Genomic DNA, 18,347 nt, shown 5'->3' on the forward strand with positions numbered 1-18,347 from the left:
GAATAGTCAATGGTGAATGGACAAGACGCCGGAAGCTATACGCGATTATCGCGATCTCATCGTCTGGAAAGAGGCGATGGATATCGCCGAGGAAATCTATGTTTTGACGCGCGGGTTTCCGCGCGAGGAATTGTATGGAATCACATCCCAGATGCGACGCTGCGCAGTCTCAATCCCGGCGAATATAGCGGAAGGGTTTGGTCGCGCACAGCGACGAACGTTCATTCAGTTTCTTCGCATCGCACAAGGTTCCTTGAAGGAACTGGAAACACATACCATGCTTTGCATACGGATCGGGTTGTTGTCCCAGGAGCAGGCAGCGAAGCTGGAACCGAGCTACACAAAGCTCGGCAAGAGGCTGGTTTCGTTCGTTCGGTCGCTGGACCAGGATGGGGCACGCGCATGACCATTCACCATTCACCATTCACCATTCACTCATCGCCAAGGGCGATCCATGGCTGAGACCTCCGTCCGCAATTTTAACATCAACTTTGGACCTCAACACCCTGCAGCGCATGGTGTTTTGAGGTTGGTTCTCGAACTTGACGGCGAAGTCGTCGACCGCGTCGATCCGCATATCGGGCTCTTGCATCGCGGCACGGAAAAGCTGATCGAGGCCAAGACCTATCTGCAGGCGATCCCCTATCTGGACCGGCTCGACTATTGCGCGCCGATGAACCAGGAGCACGCCTTCGCGCTGGCCGCTGAGCGCCTGCTCGGCATCGACGTGCCAAAGCGCGGGCAGCTGATCCGCGTGCTCTATTGCGAAATCGGCCGCATCATGTCGCACATCCTCAATGTGACGACGCAGGCGATGGATGTCGGTGCGCTGACGCCGCCGCTGTGGGGGTTTGTCGAGCGCGAAAAGCTGATGGTGTTCTATGAGCGCGCCTCCGGCTCGCGCATGCATGCCGCCTATTTCCGTCCCGGCGGTGTCCACCAGGACCTGCCGCAAAAGCTGGTCGAGGATATCGGCAAGTGGATCGACCCGTTCCTCAAGTCGATCGACGACCTCGATCAGTTGCTGACCGGCAACCGCATCTTCAAGCAGCGCAATGTCGATATCGGCATCGTCACATTGGCCGACGCCTGGGCCTGGGGCTTTTCCGGCGTCATGGTGCGCGGCTCGGGCGCGCCCTGGGACCTGCGCAAGTCGCAACCCTATGAGTGCTATTCGGAAATGGATTTCGACATCCCGATCGGCAAGAATGGTGACTGCTTCGACCGTTACCTCGTGCGCATGGAAGAGATGCGCCAGTCGGCGAAGATCATGCGCCAGTGCGTCGATCTTCTGCTCGGCAAGGAAAGCGCCGGCCCGGTGTCGAACCTCGACGGCAAGGTGGTGCCGCCCAAGCGCCAGGCGATGAAGCGCTCGATGGAAGCGCTGATCCATCACTTCAAGCTCTACACCGAGGGTTATCGCGTGCCGGCCGGCGAGGTCTATGCGGCGGTCGAGGCGCCGAAGGGCGAATTCGGCGTCTATCTGGTCTCCGACGGCTCCAACAAGCCCTACCGCTGCAAGCTGCGCGCGCCTGGTTTTGCGCATCTGCAAGCGATGGATTTCCTCTGTCGTGGCCACATGCTGGCCGACGTCACCGCCGTTCTCGGCTCCCTCGACATCGTGTTTGGTGAGGTCGATCGCTAATGTCAGTCCGCCGTCTCGCAGAAGCCAGCGTCCAGCCAGTCTCCTTCGCCTTCAACCGGGCGAACGCGGCAGCGGCGAAGCAATGGATCAAGAAGTACCCGAAGGGCCGCGAACAGTCGGCCATCATTCCATTGCTGATGATAGCACAGGAGCAGGAAGGCTGGGTGACCAAGGCGGCGATCGAGACGATTTCCGACATGCTCGGCATGCCCCGGATCCGCGGGCTCGAGGTCGCGACCTTCTACACGCAGTACCAGCTGAATCCGGTCGGTACCCGCGCGCATATCCAGGTCTGCGGCACAACGCCCTGCATGCTGCGCGGCTCGGAAGCGCTGATGGATGTCTGCCGGTCGAAGATCCACCACGACCAGTTCCACACCAACGACAAGGGCACCTTGTCGTGGGAAGAGGTCGAATGCCTCGGCGCCTGCGTCAACGCGCCGATGGTGATGATCTTCAAGGACACTTTCGAAGACCTCACTCCGGAACGGCTGGCCGAGATCATCGATCTCTACGGCGCCGGCAAGGGCGCCTCGGTGCCAACGGGGCCGCAGAACGGCCGCACCGGCTCGGAGCCGGCCTCCGGCCTCACAACCTTGAAGAGTGAAAAGGCGATCCTCAAGTCGACCCGCGACAGGGAAGCCAAGGCCGCGACCAAGGCCGCCCAGGCGGCGCCTGATGCGATCATCGCCACGGTCGCACCAATAGCGGCTGCCGCTCCGGTTGGGCCTTCGAAGGCCAGCAAGCCGAAAACCGATGCGCCGGAGACCAGCCCTGCGCTGAAATCGCCTTCGCCGGTCAAGGTGGCGCCGGCCGTTGAAAAGGCGGCGAGCGTTTCGGCACCGTTGCATTCGGCCGCCAATGCCAACAAGGCGGACCCCGAGGTCGAGCAGGTTTCCAAGCAGCGCAGTGGCCCCAAGAACAAGGCCGAGCCGGCTTCTGCCTTCAAATCGCCGGAAGTCAAGGTGCCAGCCGCGAAGGCGGCCAAGCCGGCCAAACCGTCGCTCGAGGACAAGAACCGTCCGGCCGGTATCGACAGGCCGGCGCTGGTCGATGACCTCAAGCTGATTTCCGGCGTCGGGCCGAAGATCGAAGGCATCCTGCATTCGCTGGGCATCTTCACCTTCGCCCAGGTCGCTTCGTTGAAGAAAGCGGAGCGCGAGTGGGTGGACGGCTATCTCTCCTTCCAGGGCCGCATCGACCGCGACGACTGGGTCAAGCAGGCCAAGGCGCTCGCCAAGGGCGGCGTCGCCGAATACATCCGCGTCTTCGGCAAGAAGCCGGTCTGAGGGACGAAAAATGCTTCAGGACAAAGACCGCATCTTCACCAACATCTACGGCCTGTTCGACAAGTCGCTGGCCGGCGCGATGGCGCGCGGCGCTTGGGACAACACGCCCGGCATCGTCGCCAAGGGACGCGACTGGATCGTCAACGAGATGAAGGCGTCGGGCCTGCGCGGCCGCGGCGGCGCCGGTTTCCCGACGGGCCTCAAATGGTCGTTCATGCCCAAGCAGAGCGACGGCCGGCCGAGCTATCTGGTCATCAACGCCGATGAATCCGAGCCCGGCACCTGCAAGGACCGCGACATCCTGCGCAATGACCCGCACACGCTGGTCGAGGGCGCATTCCTCGCCGGCTTCGCCATGGGCGCGATCGCCGCCTACATCTATGTACGCGGCGAGTTCGTCCGTGAGCGCGAGGCGCTGCAGCGGGCGATCGACGAGGCCTATGAGGCCAAGCTGATCGGCAAGAACAACACCTCCGGCTATGATTTCGAAATCTACATGCACCATGGCGCCGGCGCCTATATCTGCGGCGAGGAGACAGCACTCCTCGAAAGCCTCGAGGGCAAGAAGGGCCAGCCCAGGCTGAAGCCGCCATTCCCCGCCAATGTCGGCCTCTATGGCTGCCCGACCACTGTCAACAATGTCGAATCGATCGCCGTTGCGCCGACCATCCTGCGCCGCGGTGCAGCCTGGTTCTCGTCCTTCGGGCGGCCCAACAATGTCGGCACCAAGCTGTTTTGCATCTCCGGCCACGTCAACAATCCGTGCACGGTCGAAGAGGCGATGTCGATCCCGTTCCGCGAACTGATCGAGACGCATTGCGGCGGTATTCGCGGCGGCTGGGACAATCTTTTGGCGGTCATCCCGGGCGGTGCTTCGGTGCCGCTGGTGCCGGCAGCGCAGATCATCGACACATCGATGGACTTCGACGCATTGCGCGACCTTAAATCCGGCCTCGGCACGGCGGCTGTCATCGTCATGGACAAGTCGACCGATATCGTGAAGGCGATCGCGCGGCTTTCCTATTTCTACAAGCATGAGAGCTGCGGCCAGTGCACGCCGTGCCGCGAAGGCACCGGCTGGATGTGGCGGGTGATGGAGCGACTGGTGCGCGGCGAGGCGCAGAAGCGCGAGATCGACATGCTGCTCGACGTGACCAAGCAGGTGGAGGGCCACACGATCTGCGCGCTGGGCGACGCGGCGGCATGGCCGATCCAGGGCCTGATGCGGCATTTCCGCGGCGAGGTGGAGCGGCGCATCGACGAGTTTTCCCGCAACGCGCACCGGGCAGAACCGGTGATGGTAGCGGCCGAATAGAAGATTTTGAATGCGGGCGAAAGCCCGAAGCGAGATACGGGCGAAGGCCCGATTTGAAATACGGGCGAGTGCCCGATTTGAGACAACCGGGGCGGGCGAACGAAAAACGACCAGGAGAACTCTATGGCGCCGTATTCGACACCCAATCCAATGCCCAATTTGGACCAGTTCGAGAAAATGAACCAGGATCTGACCAGGATGATGCCGAAAGAGATGGCCAGCGCCGTCAACCTTTTCGTGCATCCCGTGGCGGGTGCGGCGGCGATGTCGGCGCTTGGCCTCGGGTTCGCCAATCACGCGTTCGGCGTCTGGCTGGGCGCGCTTTCGGGAGCGGCCGAAGCCTCGCAACGGTTGCTGCAGCCGATCGTCGATGATTTCGAGGCGCGCGTCGCGCGGTTCGACGATCCGAGCCCGTCCTCCACCAAGGCGCGCGCGACGGCGAAAACCATGATCGCCGAGGCGCAGTCCTTTGCCCAGGAAGTCACCGATATTGCCGCGAAGGAAGCCGTATCTGCAGTGCCGGCGGCGAATGCCGTCCCGGCGGCCGGCGACGCCGCCGATGTGCTGATGCCAGAGGATTTCAGGCAGCCCAGGGCGATGGAAAAGCCGGCGAAACCGGCGGATCTCAAGGCCATATCGGGTATCGGTCCCAAGCTGGAAAAGGTTCTCAACGGCCTGGGCATCTGGACGTATGACCAGATCGCGGCATGGACGCCGCAAGAGGTTGCCTGGGTCGAGGACTATCTGTCGCTCGGCGGCCGTATCGGCCGCGACGACTGGACGGCCCAAGCGGCGGCGCTCGCCGTCAAGAATTGAATGAAATGCCCGGTGTGGTCTCGACCATGTCCGGAAAAAGAGATTGCGGGCACTCCGCAGAGGTTTGAGGCGAATGGCAAAGCTCAAGGTCGACGGGAAAGAGATCACTGTACCCGACCACTACACGCTGCTGCAGGCGGCGGAAGACGCTGGCGCGGAAGTGCCGCGCTTCTGCTTCCATGAGCGGCTGTCGATCGCCGGCAATTGCCGGATGTGCCTGATCGAGGTGAAGGGCGGACCGCCCAAGCCTCAGGCTTCCTGTGCCATGGGCGTGCGCGACCTGCGCCCCGGCCCGAATGGCGAGCCGCCGGAAATCTTCACCAACACGCCGATGGTCAAGAAGGCCAGGGAAGGCGTCATGGAGTTCCTGCTGATCAACCATCCGCTGGATTGCCCAATCTGCGACCAGGGAGGCGAATGCGACCTGCAGGACCAGGCGATGGCCTTCGGCGTCGATTCCTCGCGCTATCACGAGAACAAGCGTGCGGTCGAAGACAAGTATATCGGACCGCTGGTCAAGACGGTGATGAACCGCTGCATCCACTGCACGCGCTGCGTCCGCTTCACCACGGAAGTCGCCGGCATTTCCGAACTCGGCCTGATCGGCCGTGGCGAGGATGCCGAGATCACCACCTATCTCGAAAGCGCGATGACTTCCGAGCTGCAGGGCAATGTCATCGATCTTTGCCCGGTTGGCGCGCTGACCTCAAAACCCTTCGCCTTCCAGGCGCGGCCGTGGGAACTGACCAAGACCGAATCCATCGACGTGATGGACGCGGTCGGCTCGGCGATCCGCGTCGACAGCCGGGGCCGCGAAGTGATGCGCATCCTGCCGCGCGTCAACGAAGCGGTGAACGAGGAGTGGATTTCCGACAAGACCCGCTTCATCTGGGACGGCCTGCGCACGCAGCGCCTCGACCGCCCCTATGTGCGCAAGGACGGCAAGCTGGTTCCGGCAAGCTGGGCCGAGGCGTTCGCCGCGATCAAGGACGAGGTGTCGAAGACCGCTCCCGAGAAGATCGGCGCCATTTCAGGCGATCTCGCCGCGGTCGAGGAAATCTATGCACTGAAGCTGCTGATGGCCTCGCTCGGCTCAAAAAATGTCGATTGCCGCCAGGATGGTGCCGCACTCGATCCGGCGCTTGGCCGTGCGAGCTATATCTTCAACCCGACCATTGAAGGCATCGAGCAGGCGGATGCGGTGCTGATCATCGGCGCCAACCCGCGCTATGAAGCCTCGGTGCTCAACACCCGCATCCGCAAGCGCTGGCGGATCGGCAATCTGCCGGTCGGTGTCATCGGCGATGTCGGCGACACGCGCTACGACTACGAACAGCTGGGCGCCGGACCGGATTCGCTGAAGGATTTGGCGGACGGCAACGGCAAGTTCTTCCAGGTGCTGAAGAAGGCTACACATCCGCTTGTTATCGTCGGCCAGGGCGCGCTGGCGCGATCCGACGGCGCGGCCGTGCTCGGCCAGGCGGCAAAACTGGCCACCGCCGTGAACGCTGCTCGCGCGGACTGGAACGGCTTTGCCGTACTGCACAATGCGGCCGGACGCGTCGGCGGTCTCGATCTCGGATTCGTGCCGGGCGAGGGCGGCAAGAATGTCGCCGGCATGCTGGGCGACATGGAGCTGCTGTTCCTGCTCGGCGCCGACGAGATCGACATGGCCAAGACCGGCGGCGCCTTCGTCGTCTATATCGGCACGCATGGCGACCAGGGCGCGCACCGCGCCAATGTCATCCTTCCGGCGGCGGCCTACACGGAAAAGTCGGCCACCTATGTCAACACCGAAGGCCGCGTGCAGCAGACCAACCGCGCCGGCTTCGCGCCGGGCGATGCCCGCGAGGACTGGGCTATCCTGCGGGCACTATCGGATGTGCTGGGCAAGAAACTGCCGTTCGATTCGCTGCCGCAGCTGCGTGCCAAGCTCTATGGCGAATACCCGCATCTGGCCCGCATCGATCAGGTCGCGGCCGGCAATGCCGAGGACATCGGCAAAGTGGCGAAGCTCGGCGGGCGCCTGAACAAGGGCACCTTCACCTCGCCGGTCAAGGATTTCTACCTGACCAACCCGATCGCGCGGGCATCGGCCGTGATGGCGGAATGCTCGGCGCTGGCCAAGAGCGGCTTCAAGCAGGCGGCGGAATAAGCATGGACACTTTTTTCTCCTTCTACGTGCTGCCGGCGCTGCTGATCCTCTTGAAGTCGGTCGTGCTGATCGTCGTGCTGTTGATCTTCGTCGCCTACATCCTCTACGCCGACCGCAAGATCTGGGCGGCGGTGCAACTGCGCCGCGGCCCGAATGTCGTCGGTCCCTGGGGCACGCTGCAGGCTTTCGCCGATCTGCTGAAATTCGTCTTCAAGGAACCGGTGATCCCGTCAGGCGCCAACAAGGGCGTCTTCCTGCTGGCGCCGCTGGTCTCGGCCGTGCTGGCGATCTCGGCCTGGGCGGTCATTCCGGTCAGCCAGGGCTGGGCGATCGCCAACGTCAATGTCGGCATCCTCTATGTCTTCGCCATTTCCTCGCTCGAGGTCTATGGCGTGATCATGGGCGGCTGGGCGTCGAACTCGAAATATCCGTTCCTCGGCGCGTTGCGCTCGGCTGCGCAGATGGTGTCCTACGAAGTCTCGATCGGCTTCGTCATCGTCACCGTGCTGCTCACCGCCGGCTCGCTCAACCTGTCCGAAATCGTGCTGTCGCAGCATGACGGGCTTGGTACGCGGCTTGGCCTGCCCAACACCTTCCTCGATTGGAACTGGCTGGCACTGTTCCCGATGTTCATCATCTTCTTCATCTCGGCACTGGCCGAGACGAACCGTCCGCCTTTCGACCTGGTGGAAGCCGAATCGGAGCTGGTCGCCGGTCATATGGTCGAGTACTCGTCGACGCCGTTCCTGCTGTTCTTCCTCGGCGAGTATGTCGCCATCGTGCTGATGTGCGCGCTGGCCACCATCCTGTTCCTCGGCGGCTGGCTGCCGCCCTTCGACTTCGCGCCGTTCACCTGGGTGCCGGGTGTCATCTGGTTCGTGCTGAAGGTCTGCTTCGTGTTCTTCGGCATCTCCATGGTGAAGGCCTTCGTGCCGCGCTATCGCTACGACCAGCTGATGCGGCTCGGCTGGAAGGTGTTCCTGCCGATCTCGCTGTTCATGGTGGTCGCCACAGCCGCCTTCCTCAAGATCACGGGGTTTGCGTGATGTCCGCTCTTTCCCAAGCCGCAAAATCGCTGCTGCTGCAGGATTTCGTCAGCGCCTTCTTCCTGTCGATGCGCCAGTTCTTCGCGCCGAAGGAGACGATCAACTATCCGCACGAGAAGGGGCCGACCAGCCCGCGCTTTCGTGGCGAGCATGCGTTGCGCCGCTATCCCAATGGCGAGGAACGCTGCATCGCCTGCAAGCTGTGCGAGGCGATCTGCCCGGCGCAGGCCATTACCATCGAGGCCGGTCCGCGCCGCAATGACGGCACACGCCGCACCGTGCGTTACGACATCGACATGGTGAAGTGCATCTATTGCGGCTTCTGCCAGGAAGCCTGCCCGGTCGACGCCATCGTCGAGGGGCCGAATTTCGAATTTGCGACGGAGACGCGCGAAGAACTCTACTACGACAAGGACAAGCTGCTGGCGAATGGCGACCGGTGGGAGCGCGAACTGGCGCGCAACATCTCGCTGGACTCGCCTTACCGCTGATATTTGACGCATGGACGGGGCGAGGGGCCTCGTCCAGAGGATGATCCCGAAAAGTTGCAGACTTTTTCGGACCAGATCGTCCTCCGGAATCCAGAGTGGCCCATGTTTCTTTCGATCGGGTCTTTCAACCCGATCGGAACATGGGCTAGGAACACGCAACTTGCCGACCGGAGGCGGTGGCAAAAAATCGAAACAGGACGAGCGTCCTGTTTTGACAGGAACCTTGGGGAACCCCAATGCTGAGTGGACTAGAGGCGGCCTTTTTCTACCTCTTCGCCTTTGTCGCGGTGGCGTCGGCGTTCATGGTCATTTCGTCGCGCAACCCCGTGCATTCGGTGCTGTTCCTGATCCTGACCTTCTTCAACGCCGCCGGCCTGTTCATGCTGACCGGGGCCGAGTTCCTGGCGATGATCCTGCTCGTCGTCTATGTCGGCGCGGTCATGGTGCTGTTCCTGTTCGTCGTCATGATGCTCGACGTCGATTTCGCCGAGATGAAGGAAGGCGCTCTTCAGTATGCGCCGATCGGCGCGATGGTCGGGCTGATCCTGGCGGCGGAGCTGATCGTCGTGCTCGGCGGCTATACATTCGCGCCGCAGCTCGCCTCGACGGTCTCGAAACCCATCCCGGATCTCGCCGCGCGGACAAATACGGCCGCACTCGGCGACATCCTCTATACCGACTACCTCTACTACTTCCAGATTTCGGGCCTCATCCTGCTCGTCGCCATGATCGGCGCCATCGTGCTGACGCTGCGCCATAAACCAGGCATCAAGCGGCAGTCGATCGCGGCCCAGGTCGGCCGTACGCCGGCGACGGGCATGGAAATCCGCAAGGTCAAGACAGGCGAGGGGCTCTGAGATGGTTGTCGGCATCGCACATTACCTGACCGTATCGGCGATCCTGTTCACGCTCGGCGTGTTCGGCATCTTCCTGAACCGCAAGAACGTCATCGTCATCCTGATGTCGGTCGAGCTGATCCTGCTTGCGGTCAACATCAATTTCGTCGCCTTTTCGGCAGCACTTGGTGATCTGGTCGGCCAGGTGTTTGCACTGTTCGTGCTGACAGTCGCGGCGGCCGAGGCCGCCATCGGACTTGCCATTCTCGTCGTCTTCTTCCGCAACCGCGGCTCGATCGCGGTCGAAGACGTGAACATGATGAAGGGTTGACGGAACCACCATGTATCAGGCCATCGTCTTCCTTCCCCTGCTCGGCTTCCTGATCGTCGGCCTGTTCGGCACGTCGCTCGGCGCCAAGGCGTCCGAATACATCACCTCCGGCTTCCTGGTGATCGCGGCCGTGCTGTCGTGGGTCGCCTTCTTCACCGTCGGTTTCGGCCATGGCGAGGTGTTCACCGTGCCGGTGCTGCGCTGGATCCAGTCGGGTGGGCTGGAAGCGTCCTGGGCGCTGCGCATCGACACGCTGACGGTGGTGATGCTGGTGGTGGTCAACACGGTGTCGGCGCTGGTCCACATCTATTCGATCGGCTACATGCACCACGATCCGAACCGGCCGCGTTTCTTCGCCTACCTGTCGCTGTTCACCTTCGCCATGCTGATGCTGGTGACGGCGGACAATCTGGTGCAGATGTTCTTCGGCTGGGAAGGGGTCGGCCTCGCATCCTACCTGCTGATCGGCTTCTGGTACAAGAAGCCATCGGCCAATGCCGCGGCGATCAAGGCCTTCGTCGTCAACCGCGTCGGCGATTTCGGCTTCGCGCTCGGCATCTTCGGCTTGTTCGTGCTGTTCGGCTCGGTCAATCTCGGCACCATCTTCGCCAATGCGGCGACGTTCATTCCGGCCGAAGGCGCGCCACAGGGCGCCGCCGTCCTGACTTTCCTTGGCTATGCGCTGGACAAGCAGGCGGCCATGACGGTCGTCTGCCTGCTCTTGTTCATGGGTGCCATGGGCAAGTCGGCGCAGGTGCCGCTGCACACCTGGCTGCCGGACGCCATGGAAGGCCCGACGCCGGTTTCCGCACTGATCCATGCCGCCACCATGGTGACGGCGGGCGTATTCATGCTGGCGCGTCTGTCACCGCTGTTCGAACTGTCGCATTCGGCGCTAATGGTCGTCACCTTCATCGGCGCCTTCACCGCCTTTTTCGCGGCGACGGTCGGCCTCGTGCAGAACGACATCAAGCGCGTCATCGCCTATTCGACCTGTTCGCAGCTCGGCTACATGTTCGTGGCGCTCGGCGTCGGCGCCTATGGCGCGGCGATCTTCCATCTGTTCACGCATGCCTTCTTCAAGGCGCTGCTGTTCCTCGGCTCGGGCTCGGTCATCCATGCCGTCTCCGACGAGCAGGACATGCGCAAGATGGGCGGCTTGCGGCAGCTGATCCCGACCACTTACTGGATGATGGTGATCGGCACGCTGGCGCTGACCGGCGTCGGCATCCCGGTGACGGTCATCGGCACCGCCGGCTTCTTCTCCAAGGACGCCATCATCGAGAGCGCGTTTGCCAGCCACAATCCGGTTGCCGGCATGGCGTTCGTGCTTTTGGTCATCGCCGCCTGCTTCACCTCCTTCTACTCCTGGCGGCTGATCTTCATGACGTTCCACGGCCAGCCGCGGGCGAGTCATGAGGTGATGCACCACGTCCATGAATCGCCGCCGGTGATGCTGGTGCCGCTGTTCATCCTGGCCGCGGGCGCGCTGTTTGCCGGCATCATCTTCCATGGCGCCTTCATAGGCGAGGGCTATGCCGAGTTCTGGAAGGCGTCGCTGTTCACGCTGCCGGACAACCACATATTGCACGAGATCCACGAATTGCCGCTGTGGGTCGAACTGTCGCCCTTCATCGCCATGCTGATCGGCTTCGCGGTGGCCTGGAAATTCTACATCCGCTCGCCCGAAATGCCCGTCAATCTGGCGGCCCATCATCGCGGGCTCTACGCCTTCCTGCTCAACAAGTGGTATTTCGACGAGCTCTACGATTTCCTGTTCGTGCGACCCGCCAAGCGCCTTGGCCATTTCCTGTGGAAGACCGGCGACGGCACCGTCATTGACGGCCTTGGTCCGGATGGCATCTCGGCGCGCGTCGTCGATGTCACCAACCGCGTCGTCAAGCTGCAGACCGGCTACCTCTACCACTATGCCTTCGCCATGCTGATCGGCGTTGCCGCACTCGTCACCTGGATGATGCTCTGATGACCGCCTGGCCAATCCTCTCGCTGGTCACCTTCCTCCCGCTGGTTGGTGTGCTGCTCATCCTGTTCATCAACGATGACAGTGAAAGCGCGCGCCGCAACATCCGCGCCATCGCGCTGTTGACGACGACGTTCACGTTCGTCATCTCGCTGTTCATCTGGACCGGCTTCGACAATTCGCAGTCCGGCTTCCAGTTCGTCGAGAAGGTTGCCTGGCTCGACTCCGGCATTTCCTACCATATGGGCGTCGACGGCATCTCGATGCTGTTCGTCATCCTGACGACCTTCCTGATGCCGCTCTGCATCCTGGCGTCGTGGGAATCGATCGAGAAGCGCGTCAAGGCCTACATGATCGCCTTCCTGCTGCTCGAAACATTGATGATCGGCGTGTTCTGCGCGCTCGATATCGTGCTGTTCTACGTTTTCTTCGAAGCCGGCCTGATCCCGATGTTCATCATCATCGGCGTCTGGGGCGGCAAGCGGCGCGTCTACGCCTCGTTCAAGTTCTTCCTCTACACGCTGGCCGGCTCGGTGCTGATGCTGCTCGCCATCATGGCGATGTTCTATCAGTCCGGCACGACCGACATCCCGACGCTGTTGACGCACAATTTCCCCGCCAACATGCAGACATGGCTATGGCTCGCCTTCTTCGCCTCCTTCGCGGTGAAGATGCCGATGTGGCCGGTGCACACCTGGTTGCCGGACGCGCACGTCGAGGCACCAACCGCAGGGTCGGTCATCCTGGCCGCCATCCTGTTGAAGATGGGCGGGTACGGCTTCCTGCGTTTCTCCTTGCCGATGTTCCCGCTGGCGTCCGAGATGTTCGCGCCGCTGGTGTTCACACTGTCCGTCGTCGCCATCATCTACACCTCGCTGGTGGCGCTGATGCAGGAGGACATGAAGAAGCTGATCGCTTATTCGTCGGTCGCCCATATGGGCTTCGTCACCATGGGCATCTTCGCCATGAACCAGGAAGGCGTGCAGGGCGCCATCTTCCAGATGCTCAGCCACGGCCTCGTCTCCGGCGCGCTGTTCCTGTGCGTCGGCGTCATCTACGACCGCATGCACACGCGTGAGATCGACGCCTATGGCGGCCTGGTCAACAACATGCCGAAATACGCCACCGTGTTCATGATCTTCACCATGGCCAATGTCGGCCTGCCCGGCACCAGCGGCTTCGTCGGCGAGTTCCTGACCATGCTCGGTGTATTCCGGGTCAACACCTGGGTGGCGTTCTTCGCCGCCACCGGCGTCATCCTGTCGGCCGCCTACGCGCTCTGGCTCTATCGCCGGGTGATCTTCGGCGCGCTGACCAAGGACAGCCTGAAGAACCTGCTGGATCTGTCGCCGCGCGAGAGGGTAATCATTTACCCGCTGGTCGTGCTGGTCATCTTCTTCGGCGTCTATCCCGCGCCCGTCTTCGACGCGACGGCCGAATCGGTCAAGTCGCTCGTCACCAATGTCACTGCATCCATCGGCGCCGCGCAGACCGCGGCGGCGAACTGACCAGAGGTTTTGCGAAACATGACGCCGGACCTTCTTTCCAGCCTGTCGCTCTCGACGCCAGAATTGATCCTCGCCGTCGGCGCCCTGGCGCTGCTGATGGTCGGGGCTTATTCGCGCGCCAACACCGCCAACACGGTGACCGGCCTTGCGGTCGCCGTGCTGGTGATATCAGGCGCCTGGCTGATCTTCCATACCGTGCAGGGCAGCGCCTACGGCAATGCCTTCATCCAGGATACCTTCGCCCGCTTCATGAAAGTGCTGGCGCTGGTCGGCTCGGCGGTGACGCTGGTTATGTCGATGCGCTTTGCCAAGGCGGAACGGTTCGACAAGTTCGAATATCCGGTGCTGATCCTGCTCTGCACGCTCGGCATGATGCTGATGATCTCCGCCAACGGCATGATCGGGCTCTATCTCGGCCTTGAGCTGCAGTCGCTGGCGATCTACGTGCTGTGTGCGATCAATCGCGACAATCTGCGTTCGACCGAAGCCGGCCTCAAATATTTCGTCCTCGGCGCGCTGTCGTCGGGCATGCTGCTCTACGGCATCAGCCTGGTCTACGGCTACACCGGCAATACCGGCTTCCAGGAGATCGCTTCGGCGCTGGGCGGCGGCGAGCGCCAGCTTGGCCTTGTCTTCGGTCTCGTCTTCGTGCTGGCCGGCCTTGCCTTCAAGATCTCGGCGGTGCCGTTCCACATGTGGACGCCCGACGTCTATGAGGGCGCCCCGACACCGGTGACGGCCTTCCTGGCGGCGGCACCGAAGATGGCGGCGATGGCGCTGATCGTGCGCGTCACCATGGGCGCGTTCAAGCCGATCGCCGCCGACTGGCAGCAGATCATCGTCTTCATTTCGATCGCTTCGATGGCGCTCGGCGCTTTCGCCGCGATCGGCCAGACCAACATCAAGCGGCTGATGGCTTATTCCTCGATCGGCCATATGGGCTACGCGCTGGTCGGCCTTGCCGCCAACAGCCAGGCCGGCGTGCGCGGCGTTGCCATCTATATGCTGATCTATCTGGTGATGACGCTCGGCACCTTCGCCTTCATTCTCGCCATGCGGCGCAAGGAAGGCAATGTCGAGCAGATCAGCGATCTGGCCGGCCTGTCGTCGACCAATCCGATCATGGCGACGATCCTGACCATCCTGATGTTCTCGCTTGCCGGCATCCCGCCGCTCGCCGGCTTCTGGGGGAAATGGTACGTCTTCCTCGCCGCCATCAATGCCAATCTCTACGCGCTGGCGATCATCGGTGTGCTGGCCTCTGTCGTGGGCGCCTATTATTACCTGCGCATCATCAAGATCATGTGGTTCGACGAACCGGTTGGCGGCTTCGTGCCGATGGCGAGCGAATTGCGTGTCGTCCTCGGCATCTCTGGCGCCTTCGTGCTGTTCTATGTGCTGATCGGCGGACCGATCGGCACCTATGCCGAAGCCGCCGCCAAGACGTTTTTCTAGACGGCATGGTATTTCGGCTGGCTCCAACCTCGGCGTCGGAAGGGTTCCGGCTCGAAGCGCATGACAGCGTCGGCTCAACCAATGCGCTGGCGCTGGACCATGCAAGGGCGGGCGATCCGGGCAGGCTGTGGATCGTTTCCAAAAGGCAGGAAAGCGGGCGTGGGCGGCGCGGGCGCGTCTGGGCGACGCCGGAAGGCAATCTGGCGGCGACGCTGCTCGTCATCACCAGTGCCGAGCTTCGCCTTGCCGCAACGCTGGGCTTCGTCGCCGGGCTGGCGCTGGCCGATGCGCTCGATGCCGTGGTGCCGAAGGGGCGGATCGCCATCGGCCTCGACGGCGGCAATGAGGGAAAGAACCGTTTCGAGCTGAAATGGCCGAACGACGTGCTTGCCTCGGGCGCCAAGCTGGCCGGCATCCTGCTGGAATCGGCGATCCTGGACGGCGGCCGTTTCGCGGTGGCGGTCGGCATCGGCGTGAATGTGGTGGCATACCCCGAGGATTTGCCTTATCCGGCAACATCACTCAACGCGCTGGGCGCGACATGCGATGCGGAAACACTGTTCCTGGCGCTGTCGGATGCCTGGAGCGAGAATGCCCGCTTGTGGGACGAAGGCCGCGGACTTGCGGCCGTCAGGCGACGCTGGTTGGCTCGCGCGGCGGGGCTCGGCGAGCAGGTTGCTGTCAGAATTGACGGTAGTGTGGTGCGTGGGGTGTTTGAAACCATTGACGAGGACTGCCGTTTCGTGATCCGCGACGATGAAGGTTCGGTTCTGACGATCGCCGCCGGCGACGTGCATTTCGGCGCGGTCGCGTCTGCCCGCGTTTAGAGCCGTTCGCTAACGGCTCTAAGTGTTTGTTTTCATGCAATTCCTGTGGGAAAACCGTTAGAGACTTTTCCTGGAATTGCTTTATGGACTTGGTCTGAGGACCAGGAAGGGAAAAATCATGGCGAAAGCGGAAAACGCCGAACTCGTCTTCGTGCCGCTCGGCGGCGTTGGCGAGATCGGTATGAACTTCGCTCTTTACGGCTACGGTCCGCCCACTGCGCGCGAGTGGATCATCATCGATGTCGGTGTGACCTTCCCCGATGCCGCGCATCCGGGCGTCGATCTGATCTTGCCCGATACGCGCTTCATCGAGGAGAACCTTGCCAATCTGCGCGGCATCGTCATCACCCATGCGCATGAAGACCACTATGGCGCGCTGCTCGACACCTGGCCGAAGCTGAAGGCGCCGGTCTGGATGACGCCGTTCAGCGCCGGCTTGCTCGAAGCCAAGCGGCAAGGCGAGCAGGGCGCACCGAAAATACCGGTGACGATCTACAGAGCAGGCGAGAAATTCACCGTCGGTCCGTTCGAGATCGAAGCCATTCCGGTCGCGCACTCCATTCCCGAGCCAATGTCGCTGGCAATCACCTCGCCGGCCGGCACCGTCATCCACACCGGTGACTGGAAGATCGATCCGGAGCCGACGATCGGGCCGAAGACCGACGAGGCGCGTTTCCGCGCCTATGGCGACAAGGGCGTTCTGGCGCTGATCTGCGATTCGACCAACGCGCTGCGGGAAGGCGAGTCGCCTTCGGAAGTGGCCGTCGGCGAAGGACTGAAAGGCGTCATCCAGGCCGCCAAGGGCCGTGTCGCCGTCACCACGTTTTCCTCCAATGTCGGACGCATCGTCTCCATCGCCAGGGCGGCGCGCGATGCCGGCCGCCAGTGCCTGGTGCTCGGCCGCTCGCTGAAGCGGGTGATCGATGTGGCTGGCGAACTCGGCTACATGGATGGGCTGCCGGAGTTCATCGCCGAGGAGGATTTTGGTTTCATTCCGCGCGAGAACCTCGTCATCATCTGCACCGGCAGCCAGGGTGAGCCACTTGCCGCATTGGCCAAGCTGTCGCGCGACGAGATGAAATCGGTATCATTTACGGCCGGCGACACGGTGGTGTTTTCCTCGCGCACCATTCCGGGCAACGAGAAGGCGATCCTCGAGATCAAGAACCGCCTCATCGACCTCGGCATCAAGATCATCGAGGACGGCGACGCGCTGGTGCATGTCTCCGGCCATCCGCGGCGCAGCGAATTGCGCAAGATGTATGAATGGGTGCGCCCACAGATCGGCGTTCCCGTGCATGGCGAGGCGGCGCATCTGGTGGCGCAGGGATCGCTGATGTCGACGTCTGGCATCGGCCAGGTGGCGCAGGTGCGCGACGGCGACATGCTCAGGCTTGCTCCCGGCCCCGCCACCATTATCGACCAGGTGCCGTTCGGCCGCGTCTACAAGGACGGCAGATTGATCGGCACCGACCAGGCGATGGGCATCCGCGACCGGCGCAAACTGTCCTTTGCCGGCCATGTCGCGGTCAATGTCGTGCTCGACGACAAATATGAGCTGGCCGGTGATCCCGACCTGGTCGCCATCGGCGTCGCCGAGGCCGATGGCCGTGGTGAGACGCTCGAGGACCTGATGATCGATGCGGCAATCGGCGCGGTGGACTCGATCCCCCGTCAGCGCCGAAAAGACCTCGATCTTGTGCAGGAAGCAGTCCGGCGCGCCGTGCGCGGCGCCGCCAACGAAGCCTGGGGCAAGAAGCCGCTGGTGACGGTGTTTGTGACTAGGTAGTGAATAGTGAATAGTGAATAGTGATCGACGTCCTGTGGTGATCGAGATTGGGTTCACCATTCACCATTTCCACGGAGCACCCTATGCTCGGACGTCTGAACCATGTCGCGCTTGCCGTGCCGGATCTGGCTGCCGCCGTCGCCGTCTATCGCAACACGCTTGGCGCGGACGTGACGGAGCCGCGGGCGCTGCCGGAGCATGGCGTCACCGTGGTGTTCGTCAATGTCGGCAACACCAAGATCGAACTTCTGGAGCCCTTGGGCGAGGGGTCGCCGATCGCCGCCTTCCTGGAGAAGAACCCTTCCGGCGGCATGCATCATCTTTGCTACGAGGTCGACGACATCCTCGCCGCGCGTGACCAACTCAAGGCTGCCGGCGCCCGCGTGCTGGGCGACGGCAACCCGAAGATCGGCGCCCACGGCAAGCCGGTGCTGTTCCTGCATCCGAAGGATTTCTTCGGCACGCTGATCGAACTGGAGCAATCATGAGCTGGGTTTCGTTCACCGCCCTGTTTTTCGCGACCTGGTGGGTGGTGCTGTTTGCCGTGCTGCCGTTCAGCGTGAAGACGCAGGATGACGATCATGATGTGACGCTGGGCACGGTTCCGAGCGCGCCGCGCGGCCCCCATATGCTGCGCGCCGTGATCCGCACCACCATCGCCACGGGCGTTCTCATGGGCATTTTTTATGGCTTGACGCACGGGCTGGGATACAGCCTCGACGACATCCCGCACATCGTGCCGGAATTCAACCAAACCCCAACCAAATAGACCGTCCCGCAAGGGCGTTTTTATCAGTCGGAATCGTGCGCGTTCCGAACAGGAATGCCGTGTCCTTTGCGGCTGCGCGAGTGCTGCCGCAAGG

17 protein-coding genes are annotated in these 18,347 nt (G+C 62.5%); all 17 read left to right on the top strand.

The window, feature by feature from the left end; genetic code table 11:
* Nucleotides 1-16 precede the first annotated feature (16 nt).
* The 17 genes from NKG99_RS23120 (at nt 17) to NKG99_RS23200 (ending at nt 18,253) form a co-directional block, all read left to right on the top strand.
* Nucleotides 17-406 (top strand): four helix bundle protein, encoded by a 390-nt coding sequence (locus NKG99_RS23120; RefSeq protein ID WP_352870963.1) that lies wholly within the window; start codon nt 17-19, stop codon nt 404-406.
* Between the two features lie 48 nt (nt 407-454).
* Nucleotides 455-1,645 (top strand): NADH-quinone oxidoreductase subunit D, encoded by a 1,191-nt coding sequence (locus tag NKG99_RS23125; RefSeq protein WP_352870964.1) that lies wholly within the window; start codon nt 455-457, stop codon nt 1,643-1,645.
* Nucleotides 1,645-2,934, top strand: coding sequence for an NADH-quinone oxidoreductase subunit E (locus NKG99_RS23130; RefSeq protein ID WP_352870965.1), 1,290 nt, complete (start codon nt 1,645-1,647; stop codon nt 2,932-2,934). The genes NKG99_RS23125 and NKG99_RS23130 overlap by 1 nt, the downstream gene beginning before the upstream one ends.
* Nucleotides 2,935-2,944: 10 nt before the next feature.
* Nucleotides 2,945-4,249, top strand: a complete 1,305-nt coding sequence (gene nuoF / locus NKG99_RS23135) for an NADH-quinone oxidoreductase subunit NuoF (protein ID WP_352870966.1) — start codon at nt 2,945-2,947, stop codon at nt 4,247-4,249.
* Between the two features lie 123 nt (nt 4,250-4,372).
* On the top strand, nt 4,373-5,065 hold the full coding sequence (locus NKG99_RS23140) for a helix-hairpin-helix domain-containing protein (RefSeq protein ID WP_352870968.1): 693 nt from the start codon (nt 4,373-4,375) through the stop codon (nt 5,063-5,065).
* 73 nt (nt 5,066-5,138) lie between these two features.
* Nucleotides 5,139-7,220 carry an NADH-quinone oxidoreductase subunit NuoG gene (nuoG, locus tag NKG99_RS23145; protein WP_352870969.1) on the top strand — a complete coding sequence of 694 codons (2,082 nt, stop codon included), beginning with the start codon at nt 5,139-5,141 and terminating at the stop codon, nt 7,218-7,220.
* Between the two features lie 2 nt (nt 7,221-7,222).
* Complete coding sequence (gene nuoH, locus NKG99_RS23150; protein ID WP_352870971.1) at nt 7,223-8,266, top strand: NADH-quinone oxidoreductase subunit NuoH; 1,044 nt, start codon at nt 7,223-7,225, stop codon at nt 8,264-8,266.
* Nucleotides 8,266-8,757, top strand: coding sequence for an NADH-quinone oxidoreductase subunit NuoI (nuoI, locus tag NKG99_RS23155; RefSeq protein ID WP_023812382.1), 492 nt, complete (start codon nt 8,266-8,268; stop codon nt 8,755-8,757). The genes nuoH and nuoI overlap by 1 nt, the downstream gene beginning before the upstream one ends.
* A 236-nt stretch (nt 8,758-8,993) precedes the next feature.
* The gene (locus NKG99_RS23160; protein WP_352727724.1) at nt 8,994-9,614 is read left to right on the top strand and encodes an NADH-quinone oxidoreductase subunit J; all 621 of its coding nucleotides are present in this window, start codon (nt 8,994-8,996) and stop codon (nt 9,612-9,614) included.
* A gap of 1 nt (nt 9,615) precedes the next feature.
* Nucleotides 9,616-9,924 carry an NADH-quinone oxidoreductase subunit NuoK gene (nuoK, locus tag NKG99_RS23165; RefSeq protein ID WP_019858930.1) on the top strand — a complete coding sequence of 103 codons (309 nt, stop codon included), beginning with the start codon at nt 9,616-9,618 and terminating at the stop codon, nt 9,922-9,924.
* A 10-nt stretch (nt 9,925-9,934) separates the two neighbouring features.
* The gene (gene nuoL, locus NKG99_RS23170) at nt 9,935-11,908 is read left to right on the top strand and encodes an NADH-quinone oxidoreductase subunit L (RefSeq protein WP_352870973.1); all 1,974 of its coding nucleotides are present in this window, start codon (nt 9,935-9,937) and stop codon (nt 11,906-11,908) included.
* Nucleotides 11,908-13,413, top strand: a complete 1,506-nt coding sequence (locus tag NKG99_RS23175) for an NADH-quinone oxidoreductase subunit M (protein WP_352870974.1) — start codon at nt 11,908-11,910, stop codon at nt 13,411-13,413. Before nuoL ends, NKG99_RS23175 begins: the two co-directional genes overlap by 1 nt.
* Nucleotides 13,414-13,431: 18 nt before the next feature.
* Nucleotides 13,432-14,868, top strand: a complete 1,437-nt coding sequence (gene nuoN / locus NKG99_RS23180; RefSeq protein WP_352870976.1) for an NADH-quinone oxidoreductase subunit NuoN — start codon at nt 13,432-13,434, stop codon at nt 14,866-14,868.
* Nucleotides 14,869-14,873: 5 nt separating this feature from the next.
* Nucleotides 14,874-15,695 (top strand): biotin--[acetyl-CoA-carboxylase] ligase, encoded by an 822-nt coding sequence (locus NKG99_RS23185; protein ID WP_352870977.1) that lies wholly within the window; start codon nt 14,874-14,876, stop codon nt 15,693-15,695.
* 118 nt (nt 15,696-15,813) lie between these two features.
* Nucleotides 15,814-17,484 carry a ribonuclease J gene (locus NKG99_RS23190; RefSeq protein ID WP_352870978.1) on the top strand — a complete coding sequence of 557 codons (1,671 nt, stop codon included), beginning with the start codon at nt 15,814-15,816 and terminating at the stop codon, nt 17,482-17,484.
* Nucleotides 17,485-17,567: 83 nt separating this feature from the next.
* Nucleotides 17,568-17,972: a methylmalonyl-CoA epimerase gene (gene mce, locus NKG99_RS23195; RefSeq protein ID WP_352870979.1), complete on the top strand. Its 405-nt coding sequence runs from the start codon at nt 17,568-17,570 to the stop codon at nt 17,970-17,972.
* A complete protein-coding gene (locus tag NKG99_RS23200; RefSeq protein WP_352870980.1) occupies nt 17,969-18,253 on the top strand; it encodes a DUF1467 family protein in 285 nt (94 codons plus the stop codon). Before mce ends, NKG99_RS23200 begins: the two co-directional genes overlap by 4 nt.
* Nucleotides 18,254-18,347 lie beyond the last annotated feature (94 nt).

Source organism: Mesorhizobium sp. M1409 (assembly GCF_040317535.1).
Lineage (GTDB): Bacteria > Pseudomonadota > Alphaproteobacteria > Rhizobiales > Rhizobiaceae > Mesorhizobium.